The following is a 20564-nucleotide window of genomic DNA, read 5'->3' as shown; positions in this document are numbered from 1 at the left end:
CCCCAGTGCCGATACGCCTCGTTCCCAGCTCATCAGTATTCATACATTTGCCGGCGGCCAATTGCGGCGCATCAAGCGGCACCGGGAAATCGGATGTCATAGCACATGGCGTCACAGTCGCGGCGGGCGTCCCCGGTCAGCAAGCGCGCGCCCTGCCCCAAGCCAGCTGCGCCCTGCTCCACCCTGGCCGTCAGGCTGCTGCCATGCACGTCGGCAGCGCGCAGGATCAGACGGATTTCGTATTGCATGCATGGCAAGCCAAACAGGCTCAACATGCTTTTCAAGGCCAGCGCAGCGGAATGTCCGGGGAGAAAATCGTCGAACTGTGCCCGAGTCAAAGGCCCCAGGTACAGGCGCAGGCGCAAATCCCGGCGCCGGCAACGCGCGCCCAGCATGGCGCCCTGCCCCAGGCTCGCGTTGCTACGGTTGAGCAGGGAATGCTCATTGCTTGGGCGCACGTGCCAAGTGCTGACGAAGGACTCGATACGCAAGGGCACGCTGAAATAATCCGCCAGCACATCGGCCATCAACTCGGCGCTGACGGGCCGCTGCCGCAGTGCAGCAGCGTAGTAAGCAAGCGCTTCCGGCGGCAGCGCGCCGGTACTTGCCAGGCGCGACGGCCAGGCGCCAGCCAGCGCCAGTTGCAACGACAAAAACCCGGGGCGGCCGCTTGCGTCGGCCTGGCACTCGATCCGGCTGCCGGCCCAGGCCTGATAAAACAGCACGGGCGCGCGTTGCGACAAGGCGTCGAGAAAAGCACGCGCGCCGGCATTGCCCGTGGCCCGCTCCTTGCGCACCAGCCGCTCCGTATAGTGCAGGGGCAAGGTGCCATTCACACCCAGCAAGCCCATGAAACTGGGCCGCAGGTGCAGGCGGCCATGCTCGCCGTCATGCCACACCGCCTCTATCTCGCAGGCAGGAAAGGCCAGCGCAACGCTCTGATGGAAACGCAAGCCCTCGTGCAGTGCGGACTCGGCGCACGCGCCCTGCCGGCATAGCCAGCGTTCGAGCAGGCGCACGGTCTGAAAGAAACCAAAACGGTATGGCGCCTGGGACAGCAGCGCGATTACGCCAGTGCTTGCTGGCCATTGCGGGGCGGGCATCGCAGCAACTCCTTCCCACTCTTGTGCGAAATGACGAGCAAACGGCAATAGCTGTTGACATGCACATACATGCCCAGCACATGCTCGATTACTTGCGCGAAGGCATGCAGGCCGCTGCCGACGTAGGCCTCTTCATCCACCGTCAGCAAGACGTCGATGCCAAATACCAGCACGCCGCCACTGGCGTCGGGCATCCAGGTGCTGCTGGCGCGCTGCGTCAAGGCCTGGATGCCTTGAATTTGCCGTTGTGACATGAGTGAAGCAGGCAAATCATGGAGCGCCAGCATTTCCTGAAACAACGCCAGACCATCCTCCAGCAAAGACTGATGATTCAACGACAGCAATGCCAGCAAACGGGCTTGCGCAGGCAAGTCGGCTTTAAAGCGATACGCCGGAGTGGGCTGGCGCAACAGGCGCACCGGCAGCGCGCCAGCCGTCCCCTCATGCCGCAGATCGCCATCTGGCGCACCGACTGGCAATGCACTCGGCAAGTTGCGATTGCTGCAAGTCAGATCGACCGATACCGTCGTGATCCCGGCATAGGTATCGTCCTCGTCGCCCTCGACAAACGCCAGGCTGCTTTCGTAACCGGGATGGCTGAGCGCCCGCGCCTCATCGCGCCGCGCCACCCAGTAACGGCTCTTCGCGCCGCCAGCCTGCCCATGGCGTATGGCATAAAACGGCTGGCAGTGCGTCACCGTGCCGGCATGGGCGCCCTGGCGCACCAGGCGCACCGCGTCGACACTATGAATGTCATACGCGTGCGCATATTTATGTTCGGCCAGCAACGGATACTCGCTGTGCATTTGCGTCAACCGGATCGGCGCTGCAGCTTGCTGGAACAAATTAATCACCGGCGTGCAGGCAAGCAACAAATTGCTTGCCGATACAGACCGCAGCAGGCGTGCGCCAGCGCTGCTGGCAGCGATGTTCCGCAGACCCAGATGCAAGGTCCAGCGCTGACATCCAGGCGGCAACAGCGGTGTGATCTGGCCAAGGTCGATATCGAAGAACTGGAATTTTTCAGGAAAAGCAAAGTATTCTGTCAGCAGGCAGTAGGCACGATGGGAACCGGGCTTGCGCGGCAACAGCGCCTCCTCCGGCAAAAAACCGACGGCACGCAGCGGCACTTGCGCCAGTGGCAACTGCACGCCGCCGGCCTCGATCCACGCATGCGCGGCATGCAAAAACAGGGCATCGCGCAAGGTGGCCGTGAGCGATGGCGTGCCGTCGATGAAGACGCGTACGGCAGGCAGCATCAATTGCTCCAGCGTACCGGTGGCCGACGTGGACACGATATCGATGGCGATCGCAGTCGCTATGTCGGACGGTAAGCTGACCGCCGCAGCAACATCCATCACGGGGACGAAGCGCGCGCCGGCAAGGCTGAGCGGCGCCAGCACCACGTCATAGGCGGTGCGAAACTTGCAGACGACGCCCTGATATGGCGGTGCATGCATCAAGGTACCGCGTGGCAAGATATCGATGCCGTCGCGCGCCTGGCCCGGCACGCCGCTGGCGTCCACGCGGGCAATCGAACACGCGGGAAATGGCCTCAGGTAGTGTGGAAAATTCACTTCCAGCATGGACTCGGTAAAAACATGGCGTGCATCATCAATTTTCTTGGCCGTGCGGGCATTGCACAAGGCATAGGCCTCGATCAGGCGCTCGATATGCGGGTCTTGGCAACTGTTGCCAGTCAGACCCAGTGCACCGGCGACGCCGGGATAGCGCGCAGCGAACTCCTGCTGATGCGTACGCAACATATCCAGTTCCAGCTCATAGTACTTCAGCAACGATTCCATGCTGGCAGCTCCAAAGCAGGGCGGGCGACACAGGTCGCCAGACGGAATCTGCATTATTCAATATCGCTGGAAAAGTAAGTTGCGCAGGAACAATAAGCCGAGCCGCGGCATGGCAGCAGCATCGTTCCCTGCCGAAATATGCTTGACAGCCCCGCCCCACTTCCCTTACATTAAGTGCATGTCCTCCTTCAAACATTCCTCCCCTTCCCTGCTGTCGCTATCGCGACTACTGCTAGCACGCGCATAAGTTTGCCGCATTGCTTCGCCTGGCCACACGCCGGCGTGTTTCAAAAAACCCTGGAAGGTTTGATGATGTTTGCACCATCCCCCGCTACACCCGTAACTTCTGACGCGACCGCCACCGGCGCCGTTGCCCTGCTTTGCCTGCTAAAACTACCGATCGCTTGCCTGGCCTAGTGTTGCGTGGCCGCCCGGCAAGCTTGCGCCACAACCATTGATTTCCCCCTATCTTCAGGAGTACCCGATCATGATGTTGCAAAACCCAGCTTCCAAATACCGCGCCTTTCCTCCCGTTAAATTGACCGACCGTCAATGGCCGAACCAGATCATCAGCAAACCGCCTATCTGGATGAGCACCGACTTGCGCGACGGCAACCAGTCCTTGATCGAGCCGATGAGCGCGGAAAAGAAGCTGCGCTTCTTCGACATGCTGATCGCCATCGGCCTGAAGGAAATCGAAGTGGGTTTCCCATCGGCATCGCAGACGGATTTCGACTTCGTGCGCAAACTCGTCGATGAAGGCCGCATCCCGGACGACGTCACCATCATCGTGCTGACGCAGTCGCGTGAAGAGCTGATCCGCCGCACGGTGGAATCGGTGGTCGGCGCCAAGCGCGCCATCGTGCACCTGTACAACTCCGTGGCGCCCGTGTTCCGCAAGGTCGTGTTCGGCATGTCGCGCGAAGAAATCACGAACATCGCCACCACCGGCACCACCCTCGTCAAACAGCTGGTGGCGCAGCATCCGCAAACGGAATGGGGCTTCGAATACACGCCGGAATCGTTTTCCACCACGGAACTCGATTTCTCCAAGCACATCTGCGACGCCGTCAGCGCCATCTGGAAGCCGACGCCCGCCAACAAGATGATCATCAACCTGCCGTCGACCGTGGAATGCAGCACGCCCAACGTGTATGCGGACCAGATCGAATGGATGTCGCGCAAGCTGGCGCGCCGCGATTCCATCATCATCAGCGTGCACCCGCATAACGACCGCGGCACGGCCGTCGCGTCGGCCGAGCTGGCCGTGATGGCGGGCGCCGACCGCGTGGAAGGCTGTTTGTTCGGCAATGGCGAGCGCACCGGCAACGTCGACCTGGTGACGTTGGCGATGAATTTGTACACACAAGGCGTGCACCCGGGCCTCGATTTCTCCGACATCGATACCGTGCGCAAGTGCGTGGAAGAGTGCAACCAGTTGCCCGTCCACCCGCGCCACCCGTATGCGGGCGACCTGGTGTTTACCGCGTTTTCCGGTTCGCACCAGGATGCCATCAAGAAGGGTTTCGCCAAGCAACAACCGGACAGCATCTGGGAAGTGCCGTACTTGCCGATCGACCCGGCCGACCTGGGCCGCAGCTACGACGCCGTGATCCGCGTCAACAGCCAGTCTGGCAAGGGCGGCATGGCGTATTTGCTGGAACAGGAATACGGCCTGGTCTTGCCGCGCCGCCTGCAGATCGAATTCTCGCGCGCTGTGCAAGCCGTGGCCGACGCCACGGGCCGCGAAATCGCCGCGCACGATATCCATGACATCTTCCAGAAGGAATACCTGCAGCAGACGGCGCCGTACGCCTACGCCGCGCACCGCATGGTGGAAGACACCAGCAGCGACGAATCCGTGCAGATCGACATCAGCCTGTCGCACCGCCAGACGCCATTGGCCCTGCAAGGCGGCGGCAACGGCCCCATCGACGCCTTCGTCAATGCGCTGGGCCTGGACATCAAATTGATGGATTACCATGAGCACTCGATCGGCTCGGGCGCCAACGCGCAAGCGGCGTGCTACGTCGAATTGCGCCTCGATAATGGCCCGACCCTGTTCGGCGCCGCCATCGACAGCAATATCGTCACCGCCTCGTTCAAGGCCGTGCTGTCGGCAGTGAACCGCCGCATCGGACAGACGGAAGCCGAAAAAACAACAGCGGCCGACGTGGCGGCCAGCACCGCCTGAGCACGGCTCGGGCATCCCTCATAGGGAGAAAAAGCGGTACGGCTTGATCGCCGTGCCGCTTTTTCATTTCTCCAAGGCAATTGTTGCTGCAAAAGAAGTATCACGCGCCGTATAATCGACTCATAATAAGACCACCGGGGACAAGATTTTAGCTACCGAGGGAATGAGTATGAAATTGACGGATATGAAGATAGGCGTGCGCCTGGGCGCCGGTTTTGGCGTGGTGTTGCTGCTGATGGCAGTGCTCGTAGGCACGGGATTGTTGCGCCTGGACAAAATCGGTGGGCTCAGTGAGTCCATCATCGAGAAAGATTGGGCCAAGGCCGATGCCATCGCCACCATCCGCAGCACCACGCGTTCGAACGCGGCGCTGGTGCTGGAACTGTTCATCCATGAAGATCCGGCCCGCGCCAACGCCATCCACGGCGAAATCGACGCCAACAAGGCTACCATCAGCGATGCGCTAGTCATCCTCGACCGCCTGATCGTGCTGCCTGAAGGCAAGGAACTGCTGGCCACCCTGAAGCAGCAGCGCAAAGCCTATGTCGTCTCGTTCAGCCAGGCCGACAAGCTGCTGGTGGCGGGACAGCGCGCGGAAGCGGCCAAACACGTGCGCGACGATACGCTGCCTGCCCTGAACCAATTACAAAAATCCGTGAACCGCCTCAATGAGCTCCAGCGCGAAGTGGTCGTGCATGGCGGCCAGCAAATCCAGCAGAATATTTCCGCAGCGAATATGCTGATGGCCAGCCTGGGCACGGCCGCCCTGCTGCTGGGCGTGCTCTTTGCATGGCGTGTCACGCGCTCGATCACCACGCCGATCGCGTATGCGCTGCGCGTGGCGCAAGCCGTGGCCGCAGGCGACCTGAGCAGTAAAATCGTGGCCGACGGCAAGGATGAAACGGGCCAGCTGCTGCAGGCGCTGCGCGACATGAATACCAGCCTGGCCACCATCGTGGGGCAAGTGCGTGGCGGCACGGGCACCATCGCCGTGGCGTCGAGCCAGATTGCCAGCGGCAATGCCGACCTGTCGGCCCGCACGGAAGCGCAAGCCAGCGCCTTGGAAGAAACGGCCTCGTCGATGATCGAACTGACGAGCACCGTGCGCAGCAACAGCGACAATGCGCGCCAGGCGGACAGCCTGGCCCGCTCGGCATCCACCATCGCCCAGCGCGGCGGCACGGCCATGGCGGAAGTGATCGGCACCATGGATGCCATCAATGCCTCTTCGCGCAAGATCGTCGACATCATCGCCGTCATCGACGGCATCGCCTTCCAGACGAATATCCTGGCCCTGAACGCGGCCGTGGAAGCGGCGCGCGCCGGCGAACAGGGACGGGGCTTTGCCGTGGTGGCCACCGAAGTGCGCAACCTGGCGCAACGCTCGGCGGCGGCCGCCAAGGAAATCAAGGAACTTATTGCCGACTCCGTCAACAGGGTGGGACAGGGCGCGCAGCTGGTCAGCCAGGCGGGCGCCACGATGGATGAAGTGGTGGCCAGCGTGGGCCGGGTCAGCGCCATCGTCGGTGAAATCAGCGTCGCCAACCACGAGCAAAGCGAAGGCATCGAGCAAATCAATGCCGCCATCATGCAGATGGACCAGACGACGCAGCAAAATGCGGCCCTGGTCGAGGAGGCAGCCGCAGCGGCGGCAGCCATGCATGAACAGGCGGGCGAGCTGGAAACTCTCGTCAGCCAGTTCAAGCTGGAGCACAACGCCGGCGCCAAGGCGCCAGCCCGCCCTGCCCCGTCCGTTCCGCGCTTGAACTAAGCAAACTACTCCACTTGGCGCGCCAGGCGGATGCCGGAAAATTGCCAGCGCGCGCCGGCCGGGAAGAAATTGCGGTAGCTGGCGCGCGCATGGCCGGCCGGCGTGGCGCAGGACGAGCCGCGCAGCACATACTGGTTCAGCATGAACTTGCCGTTGTATTCACCGAGCGCCCCGGGTGCCGTGCGGTAGCCCGGATACGGCGCATAGCTGCTGCTGGTCCACTGCCAGCAGTGGCCGAACATTTGCCGCAGTCCCGCTGCCGGCGCACCGGCGGCCGGATGCAGCTGCCCCACTTGCACGGCGACGCCTTGCGCCGCCACTTCCCATTCGGCTTCCGTCGGCAGGCGCGCGCCAGCCCAGTGCGCATAAGCGTCCGCTTCGAACAGCGACAGGTGCACTGCCGGCGCCTGCCAGTCCAGCGGACGCAAGCCAAATAAGGTGAATTCCTGCCAGCGCCCGGCGTCATCGCGCTGCCAGTACAGCGGACATGCCAGTTGTTGACTGCGCACCCAGTCCCAGCCTTCGGCCAGCCACCAATGCGCCGTGCGGTAGCCGCCCGCCTCGATGAAGGCGAGAAATTCGCCATTCGTCACCAGCGCAGTGGCCAGCTCGAACGGCGCCACATATTGCGGATGGCGCGGCAATTCATTGTCGAAGCAAAAACCATCGCCCGCATGCCCGATCTGCGCCAGGCCGCCGTCAAACGCGAGCCAGGCCGCGGGCTGCGCAGCTTGCGGCGCTGGCGGCGCGGCGTTGTCGAGATAAGCCGGAAACAGCGCGCTCTGCGCCAGCAGGTGTTTCACGTCCGTCAACAGCAACTCCTGGTGCTGCTGCTCGTGTTCGAGGCCCAGCGCCAGCAGCATGCTCAGGCGTTCGCGCTCGGGCCGCGCCAGCTCGCCCGCCAGCAAGCGGGCGATGCGCGCATCGACGTTGGCCCGGTAGGCGCGCACCTGCGCCATGCCCGGCCGCGTCAGCAAGCCCCGCTGGGCGCGCGGGTGTTTTTCGCCCACGCCGTTGTAGTAGGAATTGAACAGCACGCGGAAGGCCGGGTGGAACGGCGCGAACGCCGCTTCCATGCTTTCCAGAATAAACGTTTCGAAAAACCAGGTGGTATGCGCCAGATGCCATTTCACGGGACTGGCGTCCGGCATCGACTGGGCGCCGCAATCCTCGTCGGACAGCGGTTCGGCCAGGCGCAGCGAGTGCTGGCGCACTGTATTGTAATAATCGATCAGCATGGTAGTTTTTTGTCTTGTGTTGGCATCTTGAACGCCTGACAAAACCGTAGCGAGCGGCAGTGATTTGTGGCTAAGAAGCGCAACCGTACTTTAGTACGGTGAGCATCGCAGGCCGCAAAGCGCGACGCGCAGTAGGTTTGGTCAGGCGTTGTTAGTCCCTGATGACGCGCGCATAGATGACGGCAAACCACTGCTGCGGGTCCGTCCAGACTTGCACAGTGGAAAACCCCGCCTGCTCCAGCAAGCCGACGAAGCTTGCACGGGTGTATTTGTAGCTGTCTTCTGTATGGATGCGTTCGCCTTTCGCGAAGCGGCGCTGGCCACCTTTCCAATGGACAACTTGTTCGCTGCGCGCTTCCAGGTGCATTTCGACGCGGCGCTCGTCGGCATTGAAAAAACCGTGGTGCTGCCAGGCGCGCACGTCGAAGTCCGCGCCGATCAAGCCGTTCACATGGCGCAGCATGTTCAGGTTGAAGGCGGCCGTGACGCCCAGCGCATCGTCATAGGCGGCGTCGAGGATGGCATCGTCCTTGATCAGGTCGACGCCGATCAGCAAGCCGCCATCGCCGTCCGCATTCGCGCGCAGGCGGCGCAAAAAGGCGGTCGCCTGTTCAGGCGCAAAGTTGCCGATCGATGAGCCGGGATAGAAGAACAAGCGCCGCGCCTCGCGCACGCTGTCGGGCAAGTCCAGGCGGCTGGAGAAATCCAGGCCCAGGCCCGTCATCTCGATGTGCGGAAAGCGCTGCTGCAGCCGGCTCAGCGATTCACTGAGGAACTCATAGGAAATATCCACAGCCACATACTGGGCCGGGTGCAGCAGGGGGAACAGGCTGGCGGCCTTGGCGCAATTGCCCGCACCGAGGTCGATCAGGGTGCTGCCCGGCCCCACGGCGTGTGCGATCTCGGCGCCGTAACGGGCGAAGATGGCCGCCTCCGTGCGCGTCGGATAGTACTCGGGCAAGGCGCAGATGGCTTCGAACAGTTTCGAGCCCAAAGCGTCGTACAGGTACTTGGGCGAGGTCCAGGCATCGCGCGCCAGCAGGCCGCTGCTGATCTCGACTATCGTGGCAGGAGTGGCGCTGGCCACTTCGGCGTTGCTGGCGGGAGACAAATCTGACTGCTGTTGCGCGAGTGGCATGGTCATGGGCTGGCGTCGTCTATCAAGGTTCACGAAGGGCTTGCACGGTCAGCCACCGGGCGCCGCCCCTGCCATAGTGGTGTGCAGGCGCCTTTTCCGATGACTTTTTTCCATCATAGCGGAATCCGCACAAGCCAGCCGTGCGACAGATAACGTAAGATCAAACGAGCAGTGTGCACACAAAATTGGTATTGCCCAGCAAAAATGATAAGCCTGTCGTATACTACACATTGCCGGCCAAACAATCCGCGCCCCTTTGCAGTTCCCAGGCCCCCTCTCCCCCGCGTGCCTCCCCTTACGATAGCCGTTATTAATCAAGATCACCATGCTCGAATTGCGCCATCTGTCGAAGTCCTATGCCCATGCGCGTCCCGTGCTGGCCAACATTTCCTGCCGCTTCAAGGCCGGGGAATTCATCGCCATCATGGGTGACTCGGGCGTGGGCAAGTCGACCTTGCTGAACCTGATCGCCGGCCTCGATACGCCCGATGCGGGTGCCGAAGCGCACCCTATCCTGGTGGACGGCATTGCCATGTCCAGCCTCGATGACGCCGCCGCGACCCGGCTGCGTCGCGCCCGCATGGGATTTATCTTCCAGGCCTTCCACGTCTTGCCGCACCTGACCCTGCTGCAAAACGTGGCCCTGCCGCTGCTGCTCAACGGATTGCCCCAGGAGCGTGCCGCCAGCATGCTCGAAGCGGTCGGCCTGGGCGGACGCGGCGGCGACTTTCCGCAACAATTGTCGGGCGGCGAAATGCAGCGCGTGGCCATCGCCCGCGCGCTCGTGCACAAGCCGGCCCTGGTGCTGGCCGACGAGCCGACCGGCAACCTTGATCCCGATACGGCGCACAGCATCCTGCAATTGCTGCGCGCCGAAATCAAGGCCAACGGCAGTTGCGCGATCATGGTCACGCATTCGCTGGCCGCCGCCGAAATGGCGGACAGAACCATGATCCTGACAAAAAGCGGCTTACAAAATACAACAACGGTCAACCAAATTGATCAAACAATCAGTTAATTTAACTGACCATCTGTCACAAGTTTTGTTATCGTAGTATTATTGAAAACACTTGCCTGGTTATTAATGTTGTAACGCGCATGTTGTCACGTCACCTCAGACAGCCGTACTGCGATGACGAACTTTAGCCGGGACCACATACAGTGGTCTCGTCCCTTGCATAACCTGAAGGAGGAGTATATGAACGTTCGGCAAAAGAAGCTGGAAATGATTGAAGCGATGAACCGGGCGCGTGCGCTCGAACCATCGAGTTTTGTGCCCAACAAGCTGCTCGATACCCTGATCGAGAAGATGAGCCTGAAAAATGATGCGGAACTGTGCCGTGTTCTGGAAGTCCAGCCCCCCATCATCAGCAAGATTCGTCACGGCAAACTGTCGGTCGGTGCAACGATTTTATTGCGCATGCATGAAAAATCGGACATCACCATCCGCGAACTGAAGGAACTGTCCGCCACGCCAGTCCACTGAACCACACGCTGTTGTCTTGCCATGCCAGGCACCCAGGTCCCCGGCGCCATGAACTTTTGCCATGCAATTCGCGCAGTTCGCTCAGCGCACCAGATCCGCGCACGATAGCGAAGAGACCCAGCCCAAACCATGCTGACCGTTTCTCTGCCCTCCCGCTCCAGCACGCCCCTCCAGCTTCTCCCCTGCATTTCCACTCAAACTTGATCTGACACAACACGCATAGTCTCCGCAGGTATCAAGGTCAGCTTTTAACCAGTGATCCCACCCGCATGTCCAGCATCCCTTCTGCGCCGCCCGTGCTGCGCCTGACGCTCACGCGCGATCCCCTCGCCGACGCCGGCGACTGCCCCGCCGCGCCCGGCTGGCATGCCGAAACCCACGTGCTGTCGGGCGCGCGCGGCATCGGCAGCTGCCGCATCGCCCTCGATATCGGCCCGGCCGACGTGGTGCAGCTGCTGCTGTGCGACGGCAGTTCGCTGCTGGCGAGCAGCCTGGACCTACCACGCTACCTGGGGCCGGCCATGGCGGCACGCGACGGCGCGCCCGCCAGCATCGAAGTGGGGCTGGCCTTGCGCCCGCAGGCGGCGCGCCTGCCGCCCGGCGCCAGCCGCGACGGCCTGGGCGCCTGGATGCTGCGGGCCGTGCGCGTGTACCGCTGCGGCGCCGCCGCCATGACGGCGCTGGCGGCAGCGGGCGCCTTCCAGGACCGCCAGCTGGAACAGCGCCTGGGCCTGTACCGCTGCGGCATCGAAGCGGGCAGCATGACGTCCGTCACCAGCGTGCCCGCCGGGCCGGAACCGGTGCTGCTGCTGTTGCACGGCACGGCCTCGTCGACCCAGCGCAGCTTTGGCGGCCTGTGGCGCAATGGCCTGGCGCCGCAGCTGGCGGCGCAGTACGGCAACCGCATCTACGGCTACGAGCACCGCAGCCTCAGCGACAGCCCCATCGAGAACGCGCTGGCGCTCGTGCGCCAGCTGCCGCACGGCACCGTGCTGCACCTGCTGGCCCATTCGCGCGGCGGCCTGGTGGGCGAATTGCTGGCGCGCGCGCAGCGCATCGACAGCCGCGGCGCCGTCGACCTGGCCGGCGACGGCCTGGAGCGGCTGAGCGAAAACACGGTGGGCGGCGAAGCGTTCAACAGCCATGATATCGACCACTTCACGGCGCAGGCACGGCTGGGTGGACGCGGCGGCCACGACGCCGATGCGGCGCGCCTGCGCGAACTGGGCGAGGAGTTGAAGACGCGCGCCATCCGCATCGCCCGCTTCGTGCGCGTGGCCTGCCCGGCACGCGGCACCACCTTGATGTCGGGCCGGCTCGACCGCTGGGCCAGCGTGATGTGCAACCTGCTGCCGCAGGACGATCTGCCCGATGGTGGCATGGCCTTCCTGCTGGCCGTGGTACAGCAGCGCTGCGACGCGCGCATCCTGCCGGGCCTGGAAGCGATGATGCCCGACTCGCCCCTGGTGGCGCTGCTCAACGCGCCCGACGTGCGCGTGGCCAGTCCGCTGCACGTGCTGGCCGGCGCGTGCAGCGGCGATGGCTTGCTGGGCTGGCTGGGCGACTGCCTCGGCGACCAGCTGTACGGCGGCCAGAACGACCTGGTGGTCAATTGCGCCTCGATGGCCGGCGGCGCCACGCGCAGCACGCCGGTGCGGCAACTGCTGCTGCGCGGGCCGCAGACGCACCACCTGAACTACTTCGAGCGCGCACCGTCCGGCCTGGCGGCAGTGCAGGCGCTCACGGGCGACGACAGCGCCTACCAGCCGCTGGCCGGCATCGAGCACGGCGCGCTGGGACGCGGCGGCGAAGTGCCGAAGCGGCGCGCGCACGCCCCCATCGTGCTGCTGCTGCCCGATATCATGGGCAGCCATCTGCAAGTGGGCAGCAACCGCATCTGGTTCGACCCAGTCAACCTGGTCGAAGGGCGCATCGAGCGCCTGGCCGTGGGCCAGCCGCACATCGTCAGCGCCGGCTGGGTCGAATCGTGCTATGAGCCGTTTGCCCGCTTTCTCGCGCAAAGCCAGGAAGTGCGGCCCTTTACGTATGACTGGCGTTTGTCGCTGCAGCACTCCGGCAATGCCTTCCTGCCCGTGCTCGACGAGGCCATGCGCGACGCCGAACAGCGCGGACAACCATTGCGCATCGTTGCGCACGGCACGGGCGGGCTGGTGGCGCGCCTGGCATTGAAAGAGCGCTGGCAGCGCTTCGGCGCCCTGCCCGGCAGCCGCCTGCTGCAGGTGGGCACGGCCAACCGGGGCACGCAGGCGATGGTGCAAGTGCTGCTGGGACGCGACCGGCTGGTGCAGATGCTGGCCTGCTGGATCGGCTGGAAGCACACGCGGCGCCAGTTTCTCGGCTTCGTGCGCGCCTTTCCCGGCGTGCTGGACATGCTGCCGTGGCCGCAGGCGGGCGGCATCGATTATTTCGACGCCGAGGCGTGGGCGCAGCTGGCCGCCGGCGACGCGCAAGCGGGCCAGCCCGACGGCTGGCAGGCGCCCGAGGCCCAGGCGCTGGCGGCGGCGCGCGCCACCGTCGCCTTGCTGGAGGCCGCCCCGCTCGACGCCCGCCTTTGCAGCTACCTGGCCGGCTGCGCCGACACGCCGGTGGCGCTGCGCCTGCGCGACGGCGGCATCGAGACGGCCTGGTCGCCGGACGGCGATGGCCGCACGGCCTGGCAAGGCGCGGTGCCGGACGGCGTGGAAGCGTGCTACCTGCCGGTGGCGCATGGCGACCTGCTGCTGCAAAAAGAAACCTACCCGGCCATCGCGCAACTGCTCGACAGCGGCCAGGGCGCGGGCCTGTCCCGGCACCCGCCGCACGCGCCAGGCTGCGCCCCGCCCCGCTTCCGTGCGCACGCTCCCGATGCGCGGCCGCTGTACCCGCAGCCGCCGGAACTGCTCGACGCCGCCCTCGGCGCCGCCGGCCCCGTCAGCGCTGCCGAGAGCCGCGCGCCGCAGCTGAGCCTATCCGTCATCCACGGCAGCATGGCCTCGGCCGACGCGCCCGTCATGAGCGGCTGCTACGCCTACGAGTCGCTGCGCGGCAGCATGAGTTTTCTCGACCGCCTGCTGGCGGGCAAGCTGCAGGAAATCCACGCGCTGGGACGCTTCCCGCAGCGCCCCGACTCTGCCCTGGTGGTGCTGCAGCCCGATGCGGCGCGCCGGCCCGGCGGCGCCATCGTCATCGGCCTCGGTGCGCTGGGCGAACTGACGCCGGGCGAACTGGCGCGCGCCTTTGCCGGCGGCTTGCTCGAATACGCGTGCGTCTGCCTGCAGGTGCGCGCCGCCGGCCATGCGGTTGTGCCGCCGATGGGCGCACACGGCTTGCGCGTGGCCAGCCTGTTGTCCGGTTCCGGCTATGGCGGCTTGAGCATCGCCCTGTGCGCGCGGGCCCTGATCGATGGCGTGCGCAGCGCCAACCGGCGCCTGGAAGACGCGGGCATGGCGTGCCGCATCGGCCACATCGCCATCTATGAACAATCCGAGGCGCGCGCCATCGCCGCCGCCGTGGCCATCGAGCAGATCATGGCCGAGGCGCGCTACCAGGGCGGCTTCACGTTCGAGCGGCGCATCCGCCACAGCCCCGGAGGCTACCGGCGCATCCTGCCCAGCCTGAGCGGCGACAATGGCTGGCGCCGCGTGCAGATCGTCGCCGCGGATCTCTCCGGCGCCCTGCGCTTCACCGTGCTGACGGACCGCGCCCACAACAGCGTCGACGAGGAGCCGAACCAGCGGCAAGCCGTCGATGGCCTGATCATGGACGCCACCGACAACACCACCGACCAGCCGGGCCTGTCGCGCGCGCTGTACGAACTGATGCTGCCCAATGGCCTGAAGGCGGCCATCCCCGAGATGCGCGGCCTGATCCTGGCCGTCGACCAGAGCGCCGCCATCTATCCATGGGAGCTGATGCGCGACGAGGCGGGCAGCGAGGAAAGCCCGCTGTCGACGCGCATCGGCATGGTGCGCCAGCTGGCCAGCCTGCGCGAGCAGCCGCCCGCCACCAGCCCGCCCAGCAACAGCGTGCTGGTGATCGGCGACACCGATTCCGGCCTGCCCGAGCTGCCCGCCGCGCAAGCCGAGGCGCAGGACGTGGCGCGCATGTTCCACGCGTACGGCTACCAGGTGCGCGAGCTGCTGCGCCCGCAGGCGCAGCGCGTGCTGGTACACCTGTTCGACGAGCGCTATTTCGCCATCCATCTGGCCGGCCATGGCGAAGTGGCCGGCCCCGGCATCGCCCATACGGGTCTGGTGCTGGGACAGAAGACGCGGCTGACGGCGGCGCAGGTGGGTAAATTGAAGCGCGTGCCGCAATTCGTCTTCATCAATTGCTGCCACCTGGGCGACATGCGCCCGGACGCGATCGCGCCATGGTCGAAACTGGCTGCCAGCCTGGCCACGGCCTTTATTGAAATGGGCTCGCAGGCGGTCATCGCGGCCGGCTGGCGCATCGACGACCAGGCGGCCAGCATCTTTGCGCACAGCTTTTATCACGCCATGCTGAACGGCGAACACTTCGGCGACGCCGTGCGCCTGGCGCGCGAGGCGGCGTATGTCCAATTTCCCGCCTCGAACACCTGGGGCGCCTACCAGGCGTATGGCGACGACCGCTACCGCTTTCCGAATACCCAGAGCCGGCCCTGGCAGGCGCCCGATTACCACTACCACGGCCACCTGCTGGCCGACCTGGAAACCCTGCATGCGCGCCTGGCGGGCGCCGATCCGGCGCGCCGCGCGGCCATCGAGGAAAAGCTGGGCAGCATCGAGGAAGCCGTGCGCACGCGCTTCTTCGGCTGCGCCGACATCCGCGAAAACATGGCCGCCACGCGCGCCGGCCTGGGGGGACTGGAAAACACCCTGCGCGCCATCGAACACTACCGGGCGGCGCACAGCGCGGCCGACGGCAAGGTGGGCTTGCGCGCGCTGGCGCACTGGGCGGAACTGGAGATACGCCAGGGCGCGGCCCTGTGCGGCATCGATGCGGGCGCCGGCATCGAGGTGCCTGCCGTGCCCGATATGGCGCAGGGGCGGCAGTTGCTGCAGGATGGAAAACAGCATATCGACCTGCTGGTGGCGCTGGCGCCCACGGCGCAGCGCCTGGCACTGCTGGGACGCTACTGGGCCTTGCAGGCGCGCCTGGCCTGCGCCGAAGGAAGCTCCGGCGCGCCGGCGCTGCGCGCCATGACCGAAGCCTGCCTGGCCGCGCTCGAAGAAGCGCGGCTGCGCAGCGGCGTGGCCGATTGCGACCTGATTTTCCAGGCACTGACGGGTGCCTTGCTGTTGCAAGCCCATGGCGACGGCAGCGCGTGGCGCGCGCTCGATGCGCAACTGGGCGACTTGCTGCACGACGCCATCGCCTATGCGCGCCAGCGCCACGCGGACGAACACCGCGCCATCGACGCCGGCGCCCCCGTGCGCGCCGCCCTGCTGGCGGCCCTGTGGCAAGTGCTGGACGGCCAGCCCTTCGACGCGCCCGCGCGCGCCGTATTCCTGGCCCTGTACCACGACGCCGTGCGGCGCCACGGCAGCATCGGCGAACCCGAAGCGGTCACCGTGCCGCTGCGCTTCCTGCTCGAACTGCTGCCGCCCGACAGCGCGCAGACCGGCTTGCGCAGCGGCTTGCGCAGCGCCGTGCAGGCGCTGGCCAGCCAGCTGCAGGCGTCACTTCCCGGCACTAGCCTTAGCCAGGCACCACGCCATAATGGCGCGCATAGCGCTCGTCCAGATTCGCCAGCGGCATCATCATAAACATGTCGGCGCTTTCGAAATCAGGGTCCCACGCCGGTTCGCCGCAAATCCAGGCGCCCGAACGCAGATAGCCCTTGATCAGCGGCGGCACCTGCGGCTTGTGCGCCGCTTCCACCTGGTGAATGGGGAAAGGCAGGTGCGGCGTGACGCGGTATTCGCTTGGGGCCATGTGCTTTTCCGCCAGCGCCTGGTACACGGCAACGGCGTTATGCCCGCCATCGGCCAGGCTGATGCTGGCGCAGCCGACCAGGTAGTCGCAGCGCTCGCGGCGCATGTACTCGGCCAGGCCAGACCACAGCAGCATGATCACGCTGCCACCGCGGTATTTCGGGTGGATGCAGGCGCGGCCCGCTTCGACCATGCGGCCGCGCAGGTTCTTCAGGCGGCTCAGGTCGAACTCGTTTTCCGCATACAGCCGGCCGATCTTGGCCGCCTTGGCCGCGCTCAGCACGCGGTAGGTGCCCACCACTTTCAGGGTATCGGCGTCGCGCACGATCAGGTGATCGCAATGCGCGTCGAATTCATCGCTGTCGAGGCCATCGGCATTGGCCAGCGACGTCAATCCCATGGTCTCGATAAACACCTTGTAGCGCAAACGCTGCACTTCGCGCACTTCCGCCGCGGTCGTGGCCTGGCTCAGCACCAGTTGGACCGGACGGGCCTTGGCTTCGTTTGATGCGATTATGTTCTGCATGGTTTCATCCCTGTGATCAAGACGACTCCAGCGTACTTGCCTAATATGTCAGGAAAATGACAGCCGAATGTCATTTCCGTGACGCAAGTCAATGTCCTTCGGGGAGAGTGCATAATTACCACACTCGCACCGCCGGAAGACAGGATGAAAGACCGGAAAGCAGCGCGCAGCGCGCCCTGCGGCGGTGAACTTACAGCATGATGCCGGGCGTGTAGTCGACGTACGCATCCTGGCGGCAGAAACCCACCAGTTTCATGCGCGCCTGCGTGGCGATGGCAATGGCCAGCGAACTGGGGGCGGAAATCGTCGCCAGCAGGGGAATCTGCATGCGCGCCGCCTTGCGCGCCAGCTCGTAGCTGCCGCGGCTGGACAGGAAGACGAAGCCGCGCCGCATGTCGACATCGTGCAGCGCGAGGTGGCCAATCAGCTTGTCGAGACCATTGTGTCGGCCGACATCCTCGAATACATGCACGATGTCGCCGTCGGGCGAGCACCAGGCGGCCGCATGCACGCCGCCCGTTTCCCGCATCAGCGCCTGGTGTTCGCGCAAGCCCGCGGAGGCACGCGCCAGCGCGGTGGGCAGGTCGACGTGGATCAGGGACGGCGGCAGCGCTTGCGGCTGCAAGTCGAGCATGTCGATGCTGTCGATGCCGCACACGCCGCAGCCCGTGCGGCCCGTCAGCTGGCGGCGCCGGTCCTTCAGGCGCACGAAATCTTCCTGCGCGATGCTCAACGCCACTTCGGCCGAATCTGCGCGCAGGACCACTTCGCAGTCGAAGATGGCGCCGGCCGAAGCGACCACGCCTTCCGTCAGCGCGAAGCCATACGCGAACGCTTCCAGATCGCGCGGGGTGGCCATCATGACGACGTGGGAAATGCCGTTGAAGACCAGCGCCACGGGGATTTCCTCGGCGACGCGGTCGATGGCGGGGGTAGCGATGCCCGCCTGGTGGCGGACGATGGCGCGCTCGACGAAGCCGGCGCGTTCAATACTGATTTCTTCTGACATGGCAACCATGGGGAACTATCACAGGCCCCATGGTAAACCAGAATGGGCAAGCGGGGGCTGCCCCTCCGCTGGCGCCATCAATCCTTCTTCGGACGGCCCGTTTTCAGCTGCGGCAAGCCGGCCAGCACGTTTTGCAGGGTCGCCAGGTCGATCTGGCTGATCAGCGCCACGCCGATGCGCAGCAGTTCGCTTTTCTTGATCTCGAAACCGGCTTTCAGGCAGGCTTTTTTTACCTGACCGAGGACTTCATATTCCGCTTCGGGCATGGTGAAGCTGTCGCGCACCAGTTTCGGCTTGCGGGCTTTTTCCTTGACGGCGGCGACCTTGGCGAGCGGCGCTTTTTTCGCGGCGGCTGGCTTGGCGGCTGGCTTGACGGCGGCTTTCGCTACCGGCCTGGCGACGGCCTTGGCGGCTGGTTTCGCAGCAACCTTGGCGGCCGGCTTGGCAGCTGCTTTGGCAACTGGCTTGGCCGCAGCTGGTTTGGCCACGACGGCCTTGGCCGCCGGTTTGGCGACGGGTGCCTTGGCTACCGCAGGCTTGGCGGCAACGGGCTTGACTGCCGCTGGCTTCGCAGCGGCGGCTTTGGCGGCCACTGGCTTGGCGGCGGCCTTGGCCACCGGCTTGGCGGCTGGCTTGGCGGCCGGCTTAGTAGCCACCGGCTTGGCGGCCGGGGCGGCCTTGGCCGCTGCCGCATTGATCGAGGCGCTGGTGGGGAACATCGATACGGGCGCGTTGTCGGCTTTTTTCACTGGGGCGGTTTTGGTCATGGATTTTCCAATCTAATAAATAATATAAACAATATATACTCTTTTTTGAAATCTTGCTTGCTGCACATCAAGCCATGCGCACGGCATGGCGCAATGACCCACTATGCGCTGGCGCGGATGGTGAAATCGACGCCCACCTCGTCCCAGAATTCCTGCTCCTTCTCGATCCAGAACGACACGGTGGGATGGTGCGCCACCCAGCCGCGCTTGATGTCGAGTTCGATGCGGCTCTTCATGCGCAGGCGCAGTTCGCTGAAATCGGCTTCGATGCGCGCATGCATGAGCAGAATCGACAGGCGCAGCGCCAGCACGGCCTTGGCGAAATCGGGGTCGGACAGCACTTCGCCGATCTTGCGCAAGTTGCCCTTCTGCGCCAGGATCAAGCGGCTCATGGTCTTCTGTTCGCGCGTGGTAAAACCGGGCAAGTCGGCGTTTTCCACGATGTAGGATGCATGCTTGTGGTAGCCCGTCTGCGACACGGCCAGGCCCACTTCGTGCAGCAGGCTGCTCCAGCGCAGGCATTTCACCAGCGCGTCGGAGGTGGGCTTGAGCTGCGCATACATGGCCAGCGCCTGCTCGGCCACCCGGCCGGCGCGCTGCTGGTCGATATGGAATTTCTCCATGCAGCCCTGCACCGATTGTTCGCGGCGGTCGCGCTTGGTCGAGCGCAGGTACAAATCCCACATCACGCCCATGCGCAAGCCCGCCTCGATCGGCGTCATGGCAGGAATGGCCAGTTCGCGGAACAGGCCGATCAAGATGGCCAGGCCGCCGACGATGGTGCTGGCGCGGTCGGGGCGCAAGCCGGGCATGTCGATGCGGCTGGTGTGGCCGAGTTCGATGAAGCGGCGCGCCAGCGCATCGAGGCTGACGCTCGTGAGCAAGCCGTCGCCCAGTTTGTTGCGGGCGATGATGTCGGCGATGGTGCGGATGGTGCCGGAAGAGCCGTAGGCCGTCTTCCAGTGCTGCGGATGATACGGCGGCGCCGCATCCTCGAAATGGCTGCGCGCCGACAGGATGGCCGCCTCGAACGACGGCGCGTCGATGCGCCCGCCGATGAAGAACGACAGGCTTTGCTTGACCGTGCCCAGGCTGAACGACTCGACCCGCTCGATATCGTTGCCGCGCCCCAGTATCAATTCCGTCGAGCCGCCGCCGATGTCCATCACCAGCCGGCGTTCGCCGGGTATGGCCAGCGCGTTGGCCACGCCCATGTAGATCAAACGCCCCTCTTCCTCGCCCGAGATGATCTCGATCGGATGGCCGATGGCTTGCTCGGCCAGCGGCAGGAAGACGGCGCCGTTGCGCGCCACGCGCATGGCCGACGTGGCCACCACGCGCACGGCCTCGAGTTCGAAGCCGGCGAGGATGGCGCGAAAGCGCTGCAAACAAGCCAGCGCGCCCTGCATGGCCGCCTCGGTCAGGTCGCCATTGGCATCCAGGCCGGCGGCCAGGCGTATCGGGTCGCGCACGCTCTTGACCACGCGGATCGTGTCGCCATCATGCTTGCCGACGTGTAAACGAAAACTGTTGGACCCCAGGTCCACCGCTGCATACATACTGGCCTCTTGTCTTGTCATTGCAATGCCAACTGAAAAAGTTGGCAAAC

The 20564-nt window shown here is 64.8% G+C and carries 13 protein-coding genes; 5 read left to right on the top strand and 8 right to left on the bottom strand.

What is annotated here, in order from left to right; genetic code table 11:
• Positions 1–71: 71 nt before the first annotated feature.
• Together tssG and tssF are read right to left on the bottom strand one after the other, a co-directional pair.
• Complete coding sequence (gene tssG / locus CLU91_RS00540) at positions 72–1103, bottom strand: type VI secretion system baseplate subunit TssG (protein ID WP_100872527.1); 1032 nt, start codon at positions 1101–1103, stop codon at positions 72–74.
• A complete protein-coding gene (gene tssF, locus CLU91_RS00535) occupies positions 1067–2908 on the bottom strand; it encodes a type VI secretion system baseplate subunit TssF (protein ID WP_157814524.1) in 1842 nt (613 codons plus the stop codon). Before tssF ends, tssG begins: the two co-directional genes overlap by 37 nt.
• Before the next feature lie 487 nt (positions 2909–3395).
• Between tssF and leuA the strand changes: the two genes are divergently transcribed.
• Positions 3396–5102 (top strand): 2-isopropylmalate synthase, encoded by a 1707-nt coding sequence (gene leuA / locus CLU91_RS00530; RefSeq protein WP_100872525.1) that lies wholly within the window; start codon positions 3396–3398, stop codon positions 5100–5102.
• A gap of 169 nt (positions 5103–5271) precedes the next feature.
• The gene (locus CLU91_RS00525; RefSeq protein ID WP_198521196.1) at positions 5272–6873 is read left to right on the top strand and encodes a methyl-accepting chemotaxis protein; all 1602 of its coding nucleotides are present in this window, start codon (positions 5272–5274) and stop codon (positions 6871–6873) included.
• A 5-nt stretch (positions 6874–6878) separates the two neighbouring features.
• Here CLU91_RS00525 and egtB read toward each other — a convergent pair whose 3' ends face one another.
• Both egtB and egtD read right to left on the bottom strand, forming a co-directional pair.
• Positions 6879–8111 carry an ergothioneine biosynthesis protein EgtB gene (gene egtB / locus CLU91_RS00520; protein WP_100872523.1) on the bottom strand — a complete coding sequence of 411 codons (1233 nt, stop codon included), beginning with the start codon at positions 8109–8111 and terminating at the stop codon, positions 6879–6881.
• Between the two features lie 151 nt (positions 8112–8262).
• The gene (gene egtD, locus CLU91_RS00515; RefSeq protein WP_100872522.1) at positions 8263–9255 is read right to left on the bottom strand and encodes an L-histidine N(alpha)-methyltransferase; all 993 of its coding nucleotides are present in this window, start codon (positions 9253–9255) and stop codon (positions 8263–8265) included.
• A gap of 319 nt (positions 9256–9574) precedes the next feature.
• Here egtD and CLU91_RS00510 point away from each other — a divergent pair, with 319 nt between their 5' ends.
• The 3 genes from CLU91_RS00510 to CLU91_RS00500 all read left to right on the top strand — a co-directional run bounded on the left by CLU91_RS00510 (position 9575) and on the right by CLU91_RS00500 (position 16485).
• On the top strand, positions 9575–10267 hold the full coding sequence (locus CLU91_RS00510; RefSeq protein WP_086140857.1) for an ABC transporter ATP-binding protein: 693 nt from the start codon (positions 9575–9577) through the stop codon (positions 10265–10267).
• Between the two features lie 180 nt (positions 10268–10447).
• On the top strand, positions 10448–10735 hold the full coding sequence (locus CLU91_RS00505; RefSeq protein ID WP_100872521.1) for a hypothetical protein: 288 nt from the start codon (positions 10448–10450) through the stop codon (positions 10733–10735).
• Positions 10736–11004: 269 nt separating this feature from the next.
• Complete coding sequence (locus tag CLU91_RS00500) at positions 11005–16485, top strand: CHAT domain-containing protein (protein WP_100872520.1); 5481 nt, start codon at positions 11005–11007, stop codon at positions 16483–16485.
• Here the strand turns inward: CLU91_RS00500 and CLU91_RS00495 are convergent.
• The 4 genes from CLU91_RS00495 to CLU91_RS00480 all read right to left on the bottom strand — a co-directional run bounded on the left by CLU91_RS00495 (position 16418) and on the right by CLU91_RS00480 (position 20514).
• Positions 16418–17179, bottom strand: coding sequence for a GNAT family N-acetyltransferase (locus tag CLU91_RS00495; protein WP_100872519.1), 762 nt, complete (start codon positions 17177–17179; stop codon positions 16418–16420). The two genes, CLU91_RS00500 and CLU91_RS00495, sit on opposite strands and share 68 nt — an antisense overlap.
• Positions 17180–17369: 190 nt before the next feature.
• A complete protein-coding gene (fdhD, locus tag CLU91_RS00490) occupies positions 17370–18188 on the bottom strand; it encodes a formate dehydrogenase accessory sulfurtransferase FdhD (protein WP_100876509.1) in 819 nt (272 codons plus the stop codon).
• A 77-nt stretch (positions 18189–18265) separates the two neighbouring features.
• The gene (locus tag CLU91_RS00485) at positions 18266–18955 is read right to left on the bottom strand and encodes a hypothetical protein (RefSeq protein ID WP_100872518.1); all 690 of its coding nucleotides are present in this window, start codon (positions 18953–18955) and stop codon (positions 18266–18268) included.
• A gap of 101 nt (positions 18956–19056) precedes the next feature.
• Positions 19057–20514 carry a Ppx/GppA phosphatase family protein gene (locus CLU91_RS00480; RefSeq protein WP_100872517.1) on the bottom strand — a complete coding sequence of 486 codons (1458 nt, stop codon included), beginning with the start codon at positions 20512–20514 and terminating at the stop codon, positions 19057–19059.
• Positions 20515–20564 lie beyond the last annotated feature (50 nt).

The organism is Janthinobacterium sp. 64, assembly GCF_002813325.1.
Taxonomy (GTDB): Bacteria; Pseudomonadota; Gammaproteobacteria; order Burkholderiales; family Burkholderiaceae_D; genus Janthinobacterium.
The sequence above is the reverse complement of the archived record's forward strand: the minus strand, read 5'-3'. Positions and strand labels throughout refer to the sequence as shown.

Bases quoted from the DNA above. Each gene is read 5' to 3' on its own strand.
- tssG (WP_100872527.1), bottom strand. From the start codon at position 1,103: ATGCCCGCCCCGCAATGGCCAGCAAGCACTGGCGTAATCGCGCTGCTG.
- tssF (WP_157814524.1), bottom strand. From the start codon at position 2,908: ATGGAATCGTTGCTGAAGTACTATGAGCTGGAACTGGATATGTTGCGT.
- leuA (WP_100872525.1), top strand. From the start codon at position 3,396: ATGATGTTGCAAAACCCAGCTTCCAAATACCGCGCCTTTCCTCCCGTT.
- CLU91_RS00525 (WP_198521196.1), top strand. From the start codon at position 5,272: ATGAAATTGACGGATATGAAGATAGGCGTGCGCCTGGGCGCCGGTTTT.
- egtB (WP_100872523.1), bottom strand. From the start codon at position 8,111: ATGCTGATCGATTATTACAATACAGTGCGCCAGCACTCGCTGCGCCTG.
- egtD (WP_100872522.1), bottom strand. From the start codon at position 9,255: ATGACCATGCCACTCGCGCAACAGCAGTCAGATTTGTCTCCCGCCAGC.
- CLU91_RS00510 (WP_086140857.1), top strand. From the start codon at position 9,575: ATGCTCGAATTGCGCCATCTGTCGAAGTCCTATGCCCATGCGCGTCCC.
- CLU91_RS00505 (WP_100872521.1), top strand. From the start codon at position 10,448: ATGAACGTTCGGCAAAAGAAGCTGGAAATGATTGAAGCGATGAACCGG.
- CLU91_RS00500 (WP_100872520.1), top strand. From the start codon at position 11,005: ATGTCCAGCATCCCTTCTGCGCCGCCCGTGCTGCGCCTGACGCTCACG.
- CLU91_RS00495 (WP_100872519.1), bottom strand. From the start codon at position 17,179: ATGCAGAACATAATCGCATCAAACGAAGCCAAGGCCCGTCCGGTCCAA.
- fdhD (WP_100876509.1), bottom strand. From the start codon at position 18,188: ATGTCAGAAGAAATCAGTATTGAACGCGCCGGCTTCGTCGAGCGCGCC.
- CLU91_RS00485 (WP_100872518.1), bottom strand. From the start codon at position 18,955: ATGACCAAAACCGCCCCAGTGAAAAAAGCCGACAACGCGCCCGTATCG.
- CLU91_RS00480 (WP_100872517.1), bottom strand. From the start codon at position 20,514: ATGTATGCAGCGGTGGACCTGGGGTCCAACAGTTTTCGTTTACACGTC.